Raw genomic sequence first — 16,095 nt, forward strand, 5'->3', positions numbered from 1 at the left:
GTGCGGATTCCGCCCTACCAACCGGCCCGGCACGGCAACAGAGGCCACCCGGCCTGCCGGGATGTCACCCACCACGCAGGGCGGAGGGTATGCCCGCCGAACCGCCGTCGCGGCTCCATGCGCCCCACTGACGGCATCTTGCTCCTCAGGGTGAAACCCTCTCGGCTGTTTACCGGTTGGCTCAACGACTTACGCGCGCTCGGCTCGTTTGGCAAGCCCGGCGATCGTATCATCAGGGCGCGAGGTGGCCACCGTCCACCCGAGTCCCTTACGAGATCTGACGTTCGATCACGAGCGTTCTGTTTCGGGTCCGTTAAGCCCCTTTCAACTTCCTCACACGGAAGTCACACGAACGTGAGGTCGGCGCGGGTGGGCGGGTCGGCGCCCCTTCTGGTACAGGTGATCGCCGCCGCGGTCGCGCACCGGGTCAGCACCTCGGCCAGGGCCTCCCGGCCGGCCGGCGGGCCGCCGTGCGCGACGATCGCGTCGAGCAGCGCGGCCTGGAAGGTGTCCCCGGCGCCGATCGTGTCGACGACCTCGACGGCGGGTGCCGCGACCCGCACCTCCTCCCCCGCGGTGACGGCGAACGCGCCCTCACCGCCCAGGGTCACCACGACGAGCGACGGGCCCTCGGCGAGCAGGGCGCGGGCAGCTTCGGCCGGCCGCCGTCCCGGCCAGAGCCAGGCCAGGTCCTCGTCGCTGGCCTTCACCACGTCCACCGCACCAGCGAGCCGCAGGCACAGCGCGCGGTAGGCGTCCCGGTCCGGCTGCACGGCGGGCCGCACGTTGAGGTCGGCCGCGACCGTCCGGCCGGCGCCGCGCTGCGCCCGGCACAGGTCGAGGACGCGGGAGGCGCCTGGCTCGATCACGACGGCGAGCGATCCGGTGTGCAGCACCGCGGTGTCCTCCGGAACGGTCAGGTCCCGCGGGCTCCAGGCGGCCAGGAAGTCGTAGGTGGCGGCTCCGTCGGCACCGAGGTAGGCGAGGGCCACGATGGTGCGGTCGGAGTCGGCGGGCACCCGCCGCACGTCCAGGCCGGTGTCCGCGAGGTGGGCGCGCACCAGCGCGCCGGGCGGATCGTCGCCCCAGGTGGTCAGCAACGTGACCGGGCGTTCGAGCCGTTGCAGACCGACGGCCACGTTGGCCGGGCTGCCGCCGGGGGCCGCGTGCACGTCACGAGCACCCGACCGCCACAAAAGATCGACCAGGGCTTCGCCGACCACGGTCACGCGCGCGTTCACGAGTCATCTCCTTCCGCTTTCTTCCCGTTTCCTTTTCGTCCGGCCATGTTTCCGAACGGCTCACATCCTCGGGGCACGGCCGCGTTCCGGCAAGGCGGGCCGGCCAGGCGCCGCGCGTCAACCTAGGTTGACAGACGACCATTCGTCAACAATGGTTGACGCCATGGGTGAAGTCGACCTCTCCCCGCTCACCGGGGAGTCCGATCCGCTCCAGGCGCTGCGCGACACCGCGCAGGTGCGCCGCCTGCTGGAGCGAGAAGAAGCCGTACAGGTGCGCCGGGCGCGCAACGGCGGCGCGAGCTGGGCGGCGATCGCCGCGGCGCTCGGCGTGACCAAACAGGCGGTCCACAAGAAGTACGGCGGGCGCAGGGTGCTCGGCCGCAAGGACGACTGAGGAGGAACGTTGACCGTACAGACCGCAGTCGCGCTGGAGGAGCACGTGGCCCGGACCGCCGAGCGCGTCGCCGCCGGGCGCCGCGGGGCAGTCGTCGTCGGCGCCGTCCGGGGGGACGAGTGCGCCTTCGGCGGCGCCGCCCCGGACACGCTCTTCGAAATCGGCTCCGTGACCAAGACGTTCACGTCCCTCGCGCTGGCCGCGCTTGCCGTCCGCGGCCAACTGGCCCTGGACCGGCCGCTGGCCGGGCTGCTGCCCGCCGGCACCGCCGTGCCCGTTCGCGGGGACCGGCCGATCGAGCTCGGCCACCTGGCCTGCCACCTCTCCGGCCTGCCCGCGCTGCCCCCCGGCCTGCTGCCGCGCACCCTGCGCCCGCCGGCCGACCCCTACGCACACTGCACGCAGGAGGTGCTCCTCGACGCGCTCGGCAGGACCCGGCCGCGTTCCGCGCCCGGCAGCCGCTTCCGTTACTCCAACCTCGGCGTCGCCCTGCTCGGGCTCGCGCTGACCCGGCACACCGGCCAGGACTTCGCCGCGCTGATCCGCGCCGAGATCACCGGGCCGCTCGGCATGACCGGCACCGGCACCGCGCCGGCCGCCGGGTCCGCCGCGCGGCTCGCGCCCGGCCACTCGTTCACCGGCCGGGCCCGCCCGCCGTGGCACACGGCCGCCATGTCCCCGGCGGGCGGGCTGTACTCCACGGCACCCGACCTGCTCACCTTCGCCCTCGCCCAGCTCGGCGACGCCCCCGAACGGCTGCGGCCCGCCATCGCCCTCACCCACGCCACCACGCATCCCGTCGGCCGCGGCACGACCGCGCACCCGGGCTGGTTCGGCATGCGGACGCCGCGCGGGCGCGGCGGCCACCGGGTGCTGTTCCACAACGGCGGCACCGGCGGCTACCGCGCCCTGCTCGCCGTGGCGCCCGAGCCACGGGCCGCCGTGGTCGTGCTCAGCGCCACCGCCCGCGGCGTCGACCGCCACGGCTTCGCCCTGCTCGACCACCTCACGCGCACCTGAACGGACCGGGGCGAACGGGCCGCCCCCGGATCGCCGGCGGGGGTGCGGCGGGTGCGGCGGGTGCGGCGACGCGTTCGGCGTCTGTTGAGCGCGCGCCGGGGACGCGCACGAGCGACGCCTGGCACAATGCCCCGAGTTGTCACCGGCCGGGGAGGGAACCGACGTGGCTGCGGGCTTCACCGTGGACATAGCGGGAGCGGAGGGCATGCGCGCGGGCGCGTGGACCGACGGCGAGGAATTCTGGATCAGGTGCGAGCGGAACGACGAGCCGACGGCCCGGGTCCGGCTGCTGGCGCAGGACGGCGAGCGGCCGGCCGGTGCCTCGGGCCCTGTCACGGTCGCGGAGGTCGAGGCGCGGCAGCGGGCGGGCGGCAGCGTCGCACACCCCGTGCTCGCGCTCTCCGAGACCGACGGCACGCCGTCGGCGACCGTGCGCCCCGAGGAACGGGTGCCGTGGCCGCGGCGGTTCGCGGTCACGGACGCGGCGGACCGGCCGCTGTGCCTGATCACCCGGGAGACGTCCCGGTTCGGCCGCGGGGGCTGGCGCATCGACCCGGCCGACGGCGGCCGGCCGGTCGTCGGCCGGGACGGCACCCTGGCGGGCTGGGCGGTGTTCGTGCTCACGCTGCCGCTGTGGGTGGCGCTGTTCGCCGGGTCGCTGCTCGTCGCGCTGCTCACGTTCGGGCACGTCGCCGAGCTGCTGGCCTGGAGCAGGCCGCAGAGCGTGGCGTGGCGGCGGCAGGGCTCGCCGCCCGTGGCCGGCCGCGTGCTGACGTTCGGCCATCTGCGGGTCGGTTACCGCAGGCCGGGGCGGGAGCCGCTGGACGACCGGATCGTCTACGCTCAGGCGGCGCTGCACTACTTCAGCAGAATGCACCACGACTGAGGGCTCCCCTCGTCCGCGCGGCGTTCCATACTTGGCCCCGGCCCTGACCCCTGGACGAGGAGTGAACTGTGGGCACCCAGCCGACGGCGCCGGCCCGCGCCGACTTCACGGCCGCCTTCGACGGCGTGCCGATCGCCACCTACACCTGGCTGCCCGCGGAGGGAACGGCGCGCGCCTGGGTGCAGCTCGTGCACGGCGCCGCGGAACACGCGCTGCGCTACGACGCGTTCGCCCGCCACCTGACGGCGCACGGCTACGCGGTGATCGCCTCGGACAACCGCGGGCACGGCGCGACCGCCCCGCACACCGGCGGCTACGGCGTGGTGGGCGAGTCCGGCTGGCGGGCTGTCGTCACGGATCTGCACACCGTCGGCGAACGCGCCGCGGCGGAGCTGCCGGGGCTGCCGCGCGTGCTGTTCGGGCACAGCATGGGCTCGCAGCTGGCCCGCGACTACGCGCAGGAGCACGGTGGCGCGCTGCGCGGGCTGATCCTGTGCGGCACGTTCCGCTCGCTGCCCGGCTGCGAGACGGCAACGGCGGCGGCGCAGCTGGCCGAGGAGGTCGAACGGGGCGGCCGGGCGGCGCCCTCGGACTTCGTGCCCGACCTCTTCTCCTCCTTCAACGACCCCTATCCCTTCCGCACCGGCTTCGAATGGCTCTCGCGGGACACCGGTGAGGTCGACACCTACGTCGCCGACGAGCGTTGCGGCTTCCCGTTCAGCGCGGGCCTCTCGCTGGACTGGGTACTCGGCGTGCGCAAGATCAACGACCCGTCCGCGCAGGCCAGGATTCCGCGGGAGCTGCCCGTGCACCTGGTCGTCGGCGACCAGGACCCGTGCCACGCGGGGCTCAGCCTCTTCTACGAGCTGCTTGAGGACTTCCGCTACGTCGGCACGCGCGATCTGACCTGGCGTGCCTATCCGGGGGCGCGGCACGAGATCCTCAACGAGACGAACCGGGAGGAGGTTCGGTCCGATCTGACGGCCTGGCTGGCGGCGCACACCGGCTGAGGCGGGCGGCCCGCTCGCCGCGGGCCCGGCCCCGCGCCCGGCCGCGCGCCCCGCGTGCTGCCAACTCCCCTGGATCATGGAAGGATTCGTGCGTTGCACTGCCATGAGACAGGGAGGGAATGGCCGATGGCCGATTCGGGCGAGGACGCGTCTTCCGAAGTCGACGTCAATGTGCCCAGCGTGGCCCGCATCTACGACTACGCCCTGGGCGGCAAGGACAACTACGCGGTGGACCGGCAGGCGTTCGACCAGATCGAGGCCGCCGCACCGAGCACCAGGCCGCTCGCGCTCAACAACCGCAGGTTCCTCCAGCGCGCCGTGCGCATCCTGGCCGAGGACTACGGGGTGCGGCAGTTCCTGGACCACGGTTCAGGGCTGCCGACGCAGGACAATGTGCACCAGATCGCGCAGCGCGTCGACCCGGACGCGCACGTGGTGTACATAGACAACGACCCGATCGTGCTGGCGCACGGGCGGGCCCTGCTGGAGGAGAACACGAACACGGCGGTGCTGAAGGCCGACTTCCGCGATACGGAGGGCATCTTCGCCAGCCCCGAGGTGTCGCGGCTGATCGACCTGGACCAGCCGGTGGCCGCGCTGTTCGTGTCCGTGCTGCACTGCATACCGGATGCGGACGACCCGGCGGGTCTGGTGCGGCGCATCACCGAACGACTGCCGTCCGGCAGCTTCCTGGTGATCAATCAGCTGGTCAGTGAGGACGCGGCGCTCCGCAAGGAGATCACGGACTTCATGGCGACCGCCACACAGGGCAACTGGGGGCGGGTGCGCAGGCAGCACGACGTGCAGCGGTACTTCGAGGGCCTGGAGATCCTCGGCCCGGGGCTCGTGGAGATCAGCACCTGGCGTCCCGACACCGATCTCGGCCCGAAGCAGCAGACGGACGAGTGGATCGAGTACGGCGGTGTGGCCCGCAAGCCCTGAGGCCGCACGGGCGGCGGCCGGGGGCGGCCCGGAAACTTCCGGGCCGCCCCCGGCCGCGTCACCACCGGGTCACAGGCTGCGCTTGAGCCCTTCGAGGAAACGCAGCCCGTCGAGGAACTCCTCGGTCTTGCCGTGCGGCTCGGCCGTGGCGCACAGGCTGTCCATCACCGCGAGGTAGTCCTCGACGTCCTCCCGCTTGTCGAGGTACAGCGCGCTGTTGAGCTGCTCCAGGTAAACGATGTCCGGCAGGTCGGGCTCAAGGAAGCGCAGAATGGTCACGGGGCCGCCCGCCGCGGCGAGGCCGCCGAGCCGGAACGGCGCGATCTGGAGCGTGACGTTGGGCTGTTCCGCCATGGTGCGCAAGTGCCTGATCTGCGTGCGCATCGCATCGGTACCGCCGAGCGGGCGGCGCAGCGCGGCCTCGTCGACGACCGCCCACAGCTTCGGGGCGTGCGGCTTCGTCAGCAGCCGCTGGCGCTCCATCCGCAGCTCGACACGGCGGTCCACCTGCCGGTCGGAGGCCCGCGGGTTGCCCAGCCGGATGCAGGCGCGGGCGTAGTCCGGGGTCTGGAGCAGGCCGGGGATGAACTGCACCTCGTAGGTGCGGATCATCGACGCGGCCTCCTCCAGACCGATGAGCGTCTCGAACCAGCTGGGCAGCACGTCGCTGTAGCGCTGCCACCAGCCGGGCATGCTCGCCTGACGGGCGAGCGCGAGGAACTGCTCGCGCTGCTCCTCGTCGTCCACGCCGTACAGGGTGAGCAGGTCGGCGATGTCCCGTTCCTTGGAGCCGACCCGCCCCAGTTCGAGGCGACTGATCTTGGCGTGCGAGCCCCGGATCGCGTCCCCGGCGGCTTCTCGGGTGATGCCCTTTCCCTCCCGCAGCCGGCGCAGGTGGGTGCCGAGTACGATCCGCAGAACGGTCGGGCCGCCGCGGGGATGCGAGAGGATGTCCCGCACCGAGGAGGCGCGACCTGCCTGAGCTGACGCCATGTGTGTCCCCTGAGTGTTGAATTCGCGGCCAAGTGTTGCACTGTTCGGACGAGGCGTACAGTCGCCCCCGCGATACACAGGGTGAATCGGTCAGTCTTGACGCCCAGTTGGCCTTCGGTTGGCGATCAGTTGGCGATGAGGTCGTCGAAGTCGCCGTCCTTCGCCCCCAGGAGGAAGGCGGTCATCTCCGCGCGGGTGTAGATCAGGGCCGGGCCCTGCGGGTCCCGGCTGTTGCGGACGGCGACGCCGCCGTCCGGCAGCCCGGCCATCTCGACACAGTTTCCGTTGGGGTTGCTGCGGGCGCTCTTCCGCCAGGCGGCTCCTGCGAGCGTGCCGGCCGGGACTCCGTTGACGAACTGCGGCATGTCCACTCCTACTTCGGTTGCACGTGCCGCCCTGTGGGGGGTGGTGGACGGCTCCTGAACGGATTGTGCCCTCCCCCGGAGCGTTCTTGCACCTGTTCTTGCATCTGTTCTTGCATTCGTTATTTCAGATGCACTTGCAGGGATACGCTGCGTCCACAAAGATGGACCCTGCGGAGCCGCCGCCCCAGGGTCAACGATCAGGAACGCCGCGGAGGTCGGAAATGACAGCACTCCCGTTCGCCCTCATGTCGCCCCATCAGGCGCGACACGTGAGGAACGGGATGGTGGACACCGCCGGGTTCGCCACGTTCCCGCTGGCCGTATCGCGGGAGACACCCGGCACGGCACGCGGCGTGACGCGTTCCACCCTGCAGGGGTGGGGACTTGACGCCCTGGTCGACGACGCCGCGGTGGTCGTCTCCGAGCTGGTCACCAACGCGCTCCGCTACGGACTGCCCGCGAGCCGGGCCCGTCCGCTGCCGCCCGCCTCCGAGAAGCAGCCGATCTTGCTCAGCCTGGTGCACTGCGGCGACGCGGCGCTGTGCGCCGTCTTCGACCCCGGGCCCGACGTGCCGCGCGTCAGGGAGCCCGACTTCTTCGAGGAGTCGGGCCGCGGCCTGCACGTACTGGATTCGCTCGCCGAACGCTGGGGCTGGACGACGCCCGACCACAGCGGCAAGGCGGTCTGGGCCCTGCTGATGACCCCGGGCGCGAGCGGCCCGGCGGCGCCGGGCGCGGGCGACTGGGAGCCGCTGACCCGCCTGTTACTGCTGCTTGAGCTGCTCAGCGGTCCCTCGTGGCTCAAGTCCCTCGGGGCCTCGGCCGCCGCCTCGGTGCCCAGGGCCGTGGAGCCGGGCCACCACTGAGCGGCGGCACGATGCCGCACCGGCGTGCCGCCCGCAGCGCCGGTGCCTCCGCGCCCGCGGGAAGCTCGACGACGGCGTGCGGCCCGGCCGCGATACCGGTGCCCCGCAGCCGCGGGGCACGTTCCGCGAGCATGGCCATCAGCTGGTCGCGGCGTGCCGGGTAGCGTCGGCGCATGCGCCGCACGCGGCGGTCGAAGCCCCCGCCCGCGAGGAAGCCGGCGAGCGTCAGGGCACCGACCGGCGCACGGTCATAGCGAAACGTCCCGTCGTCGCGCGCGTCCAGTCGGCCACCGCCGCCCGCCGGCGGGGGTGCAGGGATGTTCCCATGGGGAAGTGGTAGGCAGGTGTCAGCAGCACCACGCGGGCACCGGCGCCCGGCCCAGCCCGGGATTAGGGTCGGTGGCATGACAGCAGAAGAACGCTCCCCCCGCATGGACCTCTTCCACGTCGCGCCCGATGTCTACCAGGCCATGTCGGCCCTGGAGCGGGCCGCGAAGAAGGGGCTCGACCCGGTCCTCACCGAGCTGGTGAAGATCCGCGCCTCCCAGCTGAACCACTGCGCGTTCTGCCTCGACATGCATGTCAGGGACGCGCGTGCGGCGGGCGAGACCGAGGAGCGCGTCTACCTGCTGAGCGCCTGGGAGGAGGCCGCCGGGGTCTATACCGAGCGCGAACGGGCGGCGCTCGCGCTGACCGAGGCGGTCACCGTGCTCACCGACGGCTTCGTGCCGGACGCGGTGTACGAGCGGGCGGCCGAGCACTTCTCCGAGGAGGAGCTGGCGCGGCTGATCTCGGTGATCCTCACGATCAATTCCTGGAACAGGATCGCGGTCACCACCCGCATGGTGCCGGGCCGCCGCTGAGCCGCCCTGGCCGGCACCGGCAGCCCGGGCCGGTGCGGTGTCACTGGGGCGGGTTGCCGTGCTTGCGGGCGGGCAGGTCGGCGTGCTTGTTGCGCAGCATCGCCAGCGCGCCGATCAGGACCTCGCGGGTCTCGACCGGGTCGATCACGTCGTCCACCAGGCCGCGCTCCGCCGCGTAGTAGGGGTGCATCAGCTCGGTGCGGTACTCCTTCACCATTTCCGCCCGCATGGCCTCGGGGTCCTCGGCCGCGGCGATCTGCCTGCGGAAGATCACGTTGGCCGCGCCCTCCGCACCCATCACCGCGATCTCGTTCGTCGGCCAGGCCAGCGTCACATCCGCCCCGATCGACTGCGAATCCATCACGATATACGCCCCGCCGTACGCCTTCCGCAGCACCAGCGAAATCCGCGGCACCGTCGCATTGCAGTACGCATACAGCAGCTTCGCCCCGTGCCGGATGATCCCCCCGTGCTCCTGGTCCACACCCGGCAGAAAACCCGGCACATCCAGCAGCGTCACAATCGGGATATTGAACGCATCACACATCTGAACGAACCGCGCCGCCTTCTCGGACGCCGAAATATCCAGCACCCCCGCAAGCGACTGCGGCTGATTCGCCACCACCCCCACCGCCTGACCGTCCAGCCGCGCCAGCGCACAGATGATGTTCCCCGCCCACCGCTCGTGGACCTCCAGGAACTCCCCGTCGTCCACCAGCTCCTCGATCACCGCCCGCATGTCGTACGGCTGTTTCCCGTCGACGGGCACCAGGTCCACCAGCGCCTCGCACCGCCGGTCCGCCGGGTCCTTCGACGCCACCACCGGCGGATTCTCCCGGTTGTTGGACGGCAGCAGCGACAGCAGATGCCGCACCTCGGCGAGGCATTCCGCCTCACCCTCGTAGGCGAAGTGGGCCACACCTGACGTCCCCGCGTGCACCTCCGCACCACCCAGACCGTTCTGCGTCACCTGCGCCCCGGTCACCGCCTGCACCACATCAGGACCGGTAATGAACATCTGCGCGGTCTCCCGCACCATGAACACAAAATCCGTCAGCGCCGGCGAATACGCCGCACCCCCCGCACACGGACCCAGCATCACCGAAATCTGCGGAATCACCCCCGACGCCCGCGTATTCCGCTGAAAAATCCCCCCGTACCCCGCAAGCGCCGACACACCCTCCTGAATACGCGCCCCCGCACCATCATTCAGCGACACCAAAGGCGCCCCCGCCGCCAACGCCATATCCATGATCTTGTGAATCTTCGCCGCATGCGCCTCACCCAGCGCACCCCCGAAAATCCGGAAATCATGCGCATACACGAACACCGTCCGCCCATGCACCGTCCCCCACCCCGTCACCACACCATCCGTATACGGCCGCTTCGCCTCAAGACCGAACCCCGAAGCCCGATGCCGCCGCAACACCCCCACCTCACGGAACGACCCCTCATCCAGCAACAGCGCGATCCGCTCCCGCGCCGTCAGCTTCCCCTTCCCATGCTGCGCCGCGGTCGCCCGCTCCGAAGGCCCCGCCCACGCCTCCTCCCGAATCGCACGCAACTCCGCGACCCGCGTCCGGAACGCCGATTGTGATTTCATGAAGCTCTCCTCCACCGATCCCGCCCGCGACAGAAACTGTCCGTTCATGAGTGTGCACATTGCGCTAGAGGGCTCCTACAGGCTTCCCGTACCTCCGCGGTACAACCGGCTCCCGGCCCGCCCGCCCAGCGGGTGAAACGCCCCTCGGAACCTTGGTATGGTTGGCCACGGAGCGCCGGTCACTCATGACCCGCGCACACCCTGTCCGGGTGGCGGAATGGCAGACGCGCTAGCTTGAGGTGCTAGTGCCCGATTAAGGGCGTGGGGGTTCAAGTCCCCCCTCGGACACCACCAAAACCCCAGGTGACCTGGGGTTTTTCCATGCCCCCGCCCCCGGGGCCGCCCGACGGCCACCCCGGCGACCGGCGGAGGTGAGCACCCACCCCCGGCCCCCGCCGACGGCCCCGCCACAGCCCCCACCCCCGCCCGCCAGGCCCCACGGACGCACTCCACGACCAGACGGCCGGGTGAGCACCCCATTACCGCGCCCTTACCGGCACACGAAGATCACTTCAGCGGATCTCCGAAGTGGGCGCGGTCGGCAGGGCCGTGTCTCAGAGGGTCCAGGAGACCGGCAGGGGGCGGCGTATGGGCGGATCAGGCGGCGAGGCCGAGGTTGTGGCGCAGGCGCGGGAGGCTGAACTTGGCGACGACCGGGGCGTGGTCGGAGGCTTCGCGTACGTCGTCGTTGACGAGGGTGGTCACGCTGATCAGGGCGTCGGCGATGTCGTCGGTGCTGTAGAACCTGTCGATGCGCTGCGGGGGTCCCTGGTCGGTGCGCCAGAGCGTTGCGGTGGGCTGGAGGGCTTCGGTCTGGCCGAGTTCCGTTGCCGCGAAGTGGCCCAGCTCGGTGAAGACCGACCGTCCGTTGGGGCCGATGCCGGCCAGGATGCGGTCGGGCTCGGTGTCGGGAACGTGCTCGTCGCCGATGCGGATGGTGCGCTGGCGGAAGTACACGGAGTCCGCGATCTCCGCCCAGTCGGGGAACGGCTGGATCTCGCACTGCGGGCGGTGCACGAACGAATTCGTGTCCCCGGCGAAAAACGCCGAACGGCCGTGGTCGCCCAGGGTGGTGAGGCGCTGGGCTTCGGTGGCGCGGCCGGCCGGGTCGTGGGAGCACAGGTGGATGGAGGCCAGGTGGATCGGGCGGCCGTGCGGGCGGCCCTGCGGGTCGCGCAGGCGGCTTCCTCGAACAACGCCGCCCCGCCGTCCTTGCCCGGGTCCTTGAGTTCCTGCCGGAAGAACAGGTGCGGGCGCGGGCGGATCTCCGCCACCGGGCACGATGTGCAGCCCGGTCTCCTCGGCGATCTCACGCTGGCAGGCGACGACCGTCCCCCGCCGACCCCCGTTTGCGGTGCACACGCTTCACGACCGGGTGTCCTCGCCGCCGACGGGGAATGCGGGGTGGCCTTGCCGTCGACCAGGTGCTGCACACCCTGGGACATGAGGAGCTGCGCACCGTAGACAGGGCCCTCCCCGTCCATGGCGCCGCCCAGCCGCTGGATGTAGAAGCCGGTGATCCGGTCGGGATTCACCCACGTCGAACCGAACTCGTTGGTGCCGACATGCACGAAACGCGCCTGCGTCATCGCCGGGTCTCTCCTTGTCTCTTGTTCCTGTTGTGAGGTCGTGAAGAGCCGGCACGGGCTGTTCGCGAGCCGACGGGTCAGGGCCTCGGGCCAGCCGGGGTATCGCTCGGAGTGATCGCCCGGTGGAACCGGCCCCCAACGGGGTCCGCGCACGGCGGTGACGCCCACGCCGAAAGCGAAGAACGTGCGGCCGTTCGGCGCCCGCCGTCAGGTAGAGGGGAACTGGAAGGTCCGTGACGGCCTCGGCGTAGTCCCACCGCCCCCGCCCACAACACCCGCGTGAACAGGTGGCCGCAGAAGAACCAACACTGCCCGTCCAACCACACGTTCCCGTCGTCGGCGCCAGCTGGCGCCGACCGCAGGAACTCACTCTCCGCCTCGGGGAGCACAGACACTTCCCTCGCTCCCGCGCACGAGGGGGCACCGGAACCACACAGCCTTACCGCCGGGAAAGCAGATGTAGCCCAGGTCTTTAGCCATTTCCCGCAGGAGCCACAGCCCTCGGCCACACTCCTCGTCCGTGCGCGGGTTCATGACAGCCGGCACCTCGACCGACCGGTCCTGAACCGTGACCCGAAGGTTCTCCCCCTCCGCCGCGATCACCAGCAGACAACGGCGGTCCGCAACATGCTTGACGACGTTGCTCAGCAACTCCGAGAGACCCAAACGGGCGAGCGCCACCGCATCCTGGTCGCCGCCGAGCATCGCAACCGTCTCCGCCGCCACCCTTCGCCACCGCGCTACGGACCGCGGACAAGCCGTTAAGCGCCAGGAGTACACCTCGCGTTCCGCGATGCCTTGCACAGTGACGACGGTCATGGGGCACCTCCCGGTGACGGAGTGGCACGCACGCCAGAAATGGATGCGGCCAGGCCAGTTGGGACCTACCGCTACGCAACGTGCAGCAGGGCTCACTCGGCCAGCATGGACCCAAAAAGTTGCGCCGTGCAAGTGGCACACCGTGATTGGTTTCCACGGTTGCCCTTCGGTGAGGGGCGGTACGCTGTCGAGCGACCACGGAGGAGGGGCATATGCCGGATGATCCGAAGCCAACCGTCCGTCGCCGGGTGCTGGGCACCAACCTCCGACGCCTGCGCGAGGCCCATGGGCTTCACCTGGAGGACGCTGCAAGGGTTCTGAGCTGCAACATCTCGAAGGTCAGTCGCATCGAGTCCGGCCGCAGCCCGATAAGGCCGCTGGATCTCAAGGCACTCCTCGACCTTTACCAGGTCCGGGACCTGAACACCCGAGAGGGCTGGTTGTCACTGGCTCGCGAAAGCAAGAAGCAGCGCTGGTGGCGCGTCCTCGAAGACCGTCTGCCGCAGGACTTCCTCGACCTGATCGGGCTGGAGGAGGACACGTCGTACTGCCGAGGGTTCCAGCCGGGCGTCATCGACGGCCTGTTCCAGACCAAGGAGTACGCCGAAGCTGTGATCGGCGGTGGATCTCCCGGCCCACTCGGATCGGACGAACAGACGAAGCTTGACGTTCGCCTGGAACGGCAGAAGGCCCTCACTCGCGCTGAGAACCCGATCGAGGTCTGGATGATCCTCGGCGAGGCGGCGCTGCGCCAGCGAATGGGAGGGCCGGCCGTCATGCGGGCCCAGCTCAGCCACCTCATCGATCTGGCGCAGCTTCCGAACGTTACGTTGCAAGTACTACCCTTCTCAGTAGGGGCCTACCGAGGCGGACCCTTCCCGTTCAAGGTCTACCGGTTCCCCGAGCCGTCCGACATGCAGGTCGTGCTGTTGGAGAACCATGTCAGTCACACGTACCTGGAAGACCCGAGTGACATCGGGTTTTACGCAGACATCTTCAACCACTTGCGAGCGACGGCTTTGGGTGAGTTGAAGAGCAAGGCCCTGATCGAGGGCATCATCAGGGAAGCAAGCGCATAGAAAGATATCGAGGGTGATGCAGGAAAACCAGTCCGCATGGTTCAAGAGCAGCTACAGCGCACAGAACGGTGACTGCGCTGAAGCCCGGCGCCGCGCCGACGGCGGCATGGACCTCCGCGACTCCAAGGACACAAGCAGCCCGGGCCTGACCTTTGATGGGAGCGACTGGACCGCTTTCACCGCCGCAGTGAGGGAAGGCGCCTTCGAGACTCGCTGATCTCGGCACACTGGTTGCACCCGTGGCGCCGAGGGGCGACACGGGGTTCCGGTGCGCCCGCACCCGGGTCTGCGTGAATGAATCCTCAGCACGGTGAAGTAAAGCGCCGTCACCACGTCCATAGGGATGAGGGACGGGGACACCAGCGGACCCGCTACGGGCGGTGGGGGATCACATCCTCTGCTGCCCGCTCGCCCAGGGGGTGCTGACGTACACAACGCGTGCACAACAGCGGTCGGAGTCACCAGCGGCAGCTCAGGTATCAACGACAGCAACTACCCCGTCCGTGTTGTGACTGTTACCGCAGATCAGCGACCCAACAGCAGTGAGTTGGCGGGGAGAGTTCAAGTCCGCCCTCGGACACCCACAGAGACCCCAGTTGCCCTGGGGTTCTCCTGTTGTCACTGAGGCGGCGTATCTCCCTGAATGCGGACCAAGACCCGGAGGGTTTCACGGGCCTCCCGGCGTCGGCTCGGCCGCTTCGAAAAGGTGGCCACAAGCGCAATGGCTGCGGCGACACCGACGTAGGTCATGCAGCAAATAACCGAGATCATCCCGAGCGCGGTCGGGAGCAATTCGACCATGAGGCAGTGGGGTTATCGCCCCCTCGACGACTAGACATCCGTTTTCCGTCAGCGTACGCCCTCTGGCCCAGAGATGTCTGCTCGCAAACAAGCCATACGCCCGCCCGAAAGTTCCTCAGGCACGCCGTTGGTGCCGTCCCCGGTGAAGTCGGTCGAGCTGCCTCATCGATGTCAGTGGCAGCTGCGATGCTGTCGACGTGATCCCTTGGAACCTGCTTGCCCTTGACAAAGCCCTTCGTTCAAGTTGGGCCGCTGACACCTGTTCTCCGGACGACCTTGCCCGCGCCGGCTGGCAGGCCGACAACCCTTCGTGGGGCCACTGTGACATCACGGCTTTGCTTGTAAACGACATCTTCGGTGGCAACCTCATGCTCGGGGACGTGCACCGGGGCGGGGAGCGGCAAGGATTTCACTGGTGGAATCTGCTGCCCAGCGGTGTGGAGCTCGACCTGACGCGTGAGCAATTCAAAGATGGCCAGGCCGTCACTGCGGCTCGTGTCGTCGAGCGCCGGCCAGGACCCTCGCCTCGGCGGTGGAACGAGTACCTCCTCCTGCGCGAGCGCGTCATCAAGCATCTCGGCCAGCTCCCGGAGCCGGCCGCCTGACCCGCCAGGACAGAGCTTCGCCTGCGGTTCGCGCTGCGGGTGCTCGGAAGGCCGCCGCCTCCCCTCGCCGTGCCACGCTTCTGGCGTGCCGCCCACTTGCGCAGCAGCGGCTGAGGAACCGTGCAGTCGCCGTGGGCCAACGGCAGGGCGGCCCGGGCCGTGCGCCGTGCGCGGATCTATGGTTCGGGGTTATGAGTTTTCGGCTGGCGGCGTATGCCGTGTGTATCGAGGACGGGCGGGTGCTGCTCGGCCGTCATGTGTCGGGGAACTGGACGCTGCCGGGCGGCGGGGTCGAGCACGCGGAAGATCCGTTCGACGCGGTGATCCGGGAGGTTGCCGAGGAGACCGGCTGTGACGCGGTGGTCGAACGTCTGCTGGGCGTGGACTCGCGGGTGATTCCCGCCGCCGACCGCCGGCCCGGCCTGCCCGAGCGCCAGAATGTCGGCATCTTCTACCAGGTCCGTATCACCGGCGGCCTGCTCAGGCCCGAGCCGAACGGTGACACCGCCGAGTCGGTCTGGACGCCGATCCCCGAGGTGGCCGGCCTGCGCCGGTCATCGTTGGTCGACATCGGCCTCGCCCTGGCGCGGGCCCGGCCGGCCACCGGCCACGTCGCCGCCGTTCCGGTCGGCGGCCTGATCCAGCACTGAGGCGCCCACCCGGCGATGCCGCCCTGCCCCACGGTGCTCGTGACCCCTCCCGAAGCGTGGCCTCTACGGTCACGCCTGACGCCTCATGGCTTCGGCGACGTCCCACGGCCGGGGCCGAGGGTGAAAGGTCGAATAAGGAGGACAACCCTGTGAGACGTACCCGCTTGTTCCGCAGGCGGCTGCCGTTGGCGGTCGCATTTCTGGCGACGGGAACGGGGCTGCTGGTCGCGCCGGCGACGGCGCAGGCCGCCGCCGTGGAGGTTACGCCGGATGGCAGTGCCGTCACGGCCAGTACGAGTGATGAGAACGAGCCGGCGAACGCCGTGGACGGCGACTTCGGCACCCGGTGGTCCGGCGAGGGCGACGGCG

General features: G+C 70.2%; 17 protein-coding genes, 1 tRNA gene and 2 pseudogenes. 13 read left to right on the forward strand and 7 right to left on the reverse strand.

What is annotated here, in order from left to right; translation table 11 throughout:
• Window positions 1–344: 344 nt before the first annotated feature.
• Window positions 345–1,241, reverse strand: coding sequence for a carbohydrate kinase family protein (locus RM779_RS18375; protein ID WP_311618796.1), 897 nt, complete (start codon window positions 1,239–1,241; stop codon window positions 345–347).
• A gap of 163 nt (window positions 1,242–1,404) precedes the next feature.
• Between RM779_RS18375 and RM779_RS18380 the strand changes: the two genes are divergently transcribed.
• The 5 genes from RM779_RS18380 (at window position 1,405) to RM779_RS18400 (ending at window position 5,493) form a co-directional block, all read left to right on the forward strand.
• Window positions 1,405–1,635, forward strand: a complete 231-nt coding sequence (locus tag RM779_RS18380) for a hypothetical protein (RefSeq protein WP_311618797.1) — start codon at window positions 1,405–1,407, stop codon at window positions 1,633–1,635.
• 9 nt (window positions 1,636–1,644) lie between these two features.
• The gene (locus tag RM779_RS18385) at window positions 1,645–2,655 is read left to right on the forward strand and encodes a serine hydrolase domain-containing protein (protein ID WP_311618798.1); all 1,011 of its coding nucleotides are present in this window, start codon (window positions 1,645–1,647) and stop codon (window positions 2,653–2,655) included.
• A 163-nt stretch (window positions 2,656–2,818) separates the two neighbouring features.
• Window positions 2,819–3,541, forward strand: coding sequence for a hypothetical protein (locus RM779_RS18390; protein ID WP_311618799.1), 723 nt, complete (start codon window positions 2,819–2,821; stop codon window positions 3,539–3,541).
• 68 nt (window positions 3,542–3,609) lie between these two features.
• Window positions 3,610–4,551: an alpha/beta hydrolase gene (locus tag RM779_RS18395; RefSeq protein WP_311618800.1), complete on the forward strand. Its 942-nt coding sequence runs from the start codon at window positions 3,610–3,612 to the stop codon at window positions 4,549–4,551.
• 126 nt (window positions 4,552–4,677) lie between these two features.
• A complete protein-coding gene (locus RM779_RS18400) occupies window positions 4,678–5,493 on the forward strand; it encodes an SAM-dependent methyltransferase (protein ID WP_311618801.1) in 816 nt (271 codons plus the stop codon).
• A 69-nt stretch (window positions 5,494–5,562) separates the two neighbouring features.
• On the opposite strand, the gene RM779_RS18405 is transcribed toward RM779_RS18400, so the two are convergent.
• Both RM779_RS18405 and RM779_RS18410 read right to left on the reverse strand, forming a co-directional pair.
• Complete coding sequence (locus RM779_RS18405; protein WP_311618802.1) at window positions 5,563–6,486, reverse strand: helix-turn-helix domain-containing protein; 924 nt, start codon at window positions 6,484–6,486, stop codon at window positions 5,563–5,565.
• Window positions 6,487–6,611: 125 nt separating this feature from the next.
• Window positions 6,612–6,851: a DUF397 domain-containing protein gene (locus RM779_RS18410; RefSeq protein WP_311618803.1), complete on the reverse strand. Its 240-nt coding sequence runs from the start codon at window positions 6,849–6,851 to the stop codon at window positions 6,612–6,614.
• Window positions 6,852–7,132: 281 nt separating this feature from the next.
• Between RM779_RS18410 and RM779_RS18415 the strand changes: the two genes are divergently transcribed.
• Complete coding sequence (locus tag RM779_RS18415) at window positions 7,133–7,717, forward strand: ATP-binding protein (protein ID WP_311618804.1); 585 nt, start codon at window positions 7,133–7,135, stop codon at window positions 7,715–7,717.
• 10 nt (window positions 7,718–7,727) lie between these two features.
• Here the strand turns inward: RM779_RS18415 and RM779_RS18420 are convergent.
• Window positions 7,728–8,095: pseudogene (locus RM779_RS18420) on the reverse strand (PLP-dependent aminotransferase family protein); the annotation flags it as partial.
• A 26-nt stretch (window positions 8,096–8,121) separates the two neighbouring features.
• Here RM779_RS18420 and RM779_RS18425 point away from each other — a divergent pair.
• Window positions 8,122–8,580: a carboxymuconolactone decarboxylase family protein gene (locus RM779_RS18425; protein WP_311618805.1), complete on the forward strand. Its 459-nt coding sequence runs from the start codon at window positions 8,122–8,124 to the stop codon at window positions 8,578–8,580.
• A gap of 40 nt (window positions 8,581–8,620) precedes the next feature.
• Here RM779_RS18425 and RM779_RS18430 read toward each other — a convergent pair whose 3' ends face one another.
• The gene (locus tag RM779_RS18430) at window positions 8,621–10,183 is read right to left on the reverse strand and encodes an acyl-CoA carboxylase subunit beta (protein ID WP_311618830.1); all 1,563 of its coding nucleotides are present in this window, start codon (window positions 10,181–10,183) and stop codon (window positions 8,621–8,623) included.
• A 203-nt stretch (window positions 10,184–10,386) separates the two neighbouring features.
• Between RM779_RS18430 and RM779_RS18435 the strand changes: the two genes are divergently transcribed.
• Window positions 10,387–10,474: transfer RNA gene (locus tag RM779_RS18435), tRNA-Leu, on the forward strand.
• A 306-nt stretch (window positions 10,475–10,780) separates the two neighbouring features.
• Here the strand turns inward: RM779_RS18435 and RM779_RS18440 are convergent.
• Entirely contained in the window at window positions 10,781–11,545 is a 765-nt protein-coding gene (locus RM779_RS18440) for a hypothetical protein (RefSeq protein ID WP_311618806.1), read from the reverse strand.
• 593 nt (window positions 11,546–12,138) lie between these two features.
• On the reverse strand, window positions 12,139–12,591 hold the full coding sequence (locus RM779_RS18445) for an ATP-binding protein (RefSeq protein WP_311618807.1): 453 nt from the start codon (window positions 12,589–12,591) through the stop codon (window positions 12,139–12,141).
• A 212-nt stretch (window positions 12,592–12,803) separates the two neighbouring features.
• Between RM779_RS18445 and RM779_RS18450 the strand changes: the two genes are divergently transcribed.
• The 5 genes and pseudogenes from RM779_RS18450 to RM779_RS18470 all read left to right on the forward strand — a co-directional run.
• Complete coding sequence (locus tag RM779_RS18450; RefSeq protein ID WP_311618808.1) at window positions 12,804–13,670, forward strand: helix-turn-helix domain-containing protein; 867 nt, start codon at window positions 12,804–12,806, stop codon at window positions 13,668–13,670.
• A 16-nt stretch (window positions 13,671–13,686) separates the two neighbouring features.
• Window positions 13,687–13,887 carry a DUF397 domain-containing protein gene (locus RM779_RS18455; protein ID WP_311618831.1) on the forward strand — a complete coding sequence of 67 codons (201 nt, stop codon included), beginning with the start codon at window positions 13,687–13,689 and terminating at the stop codon, window positions 13,885–13,887.
• A gap of 781 nt (window positions 13,888–14,668) precedes the next feature.
• Window positions 14,669–15,076 carry a YunG family protein gene (locus tag RM779_RS18460; protein ID WP_311618809.1) on the forward strand — a complete coding sequence of 136 codons (408 nt, stop codon included), beginning with the start codon at window positions 14,669–14,671 and terminating at the stop codon, window positions 15,074–15,076.
• Window positions 15,077–15,267: 191 nt separating this feature from the next.
• Entirely contained in the window at window positions 15,268–15,726 is a 459-nt protein-coding gene (locus tag RM779_RS18465; protein WP_311618810.1) for an NUDIX hydrolase, read from the forward strand.
• Window positions 15,727–15,875: 149 nt separating this feature from the next.
• Window positions 15,876–16,095: pseudogene (locus RM779_RS18470) on the forward strand (hypothetical protein); the annotation flags it as partial.

Source organism: Streptomyces johnsoniae, assembly GCF_031845565.1.
Classification (GTDB): Bacteria; Actinomycetota; Actinomycetes; order Streptomycetales; family Streptomycetaceae; genus Streptomyces; species Streptomyces johnsoniae.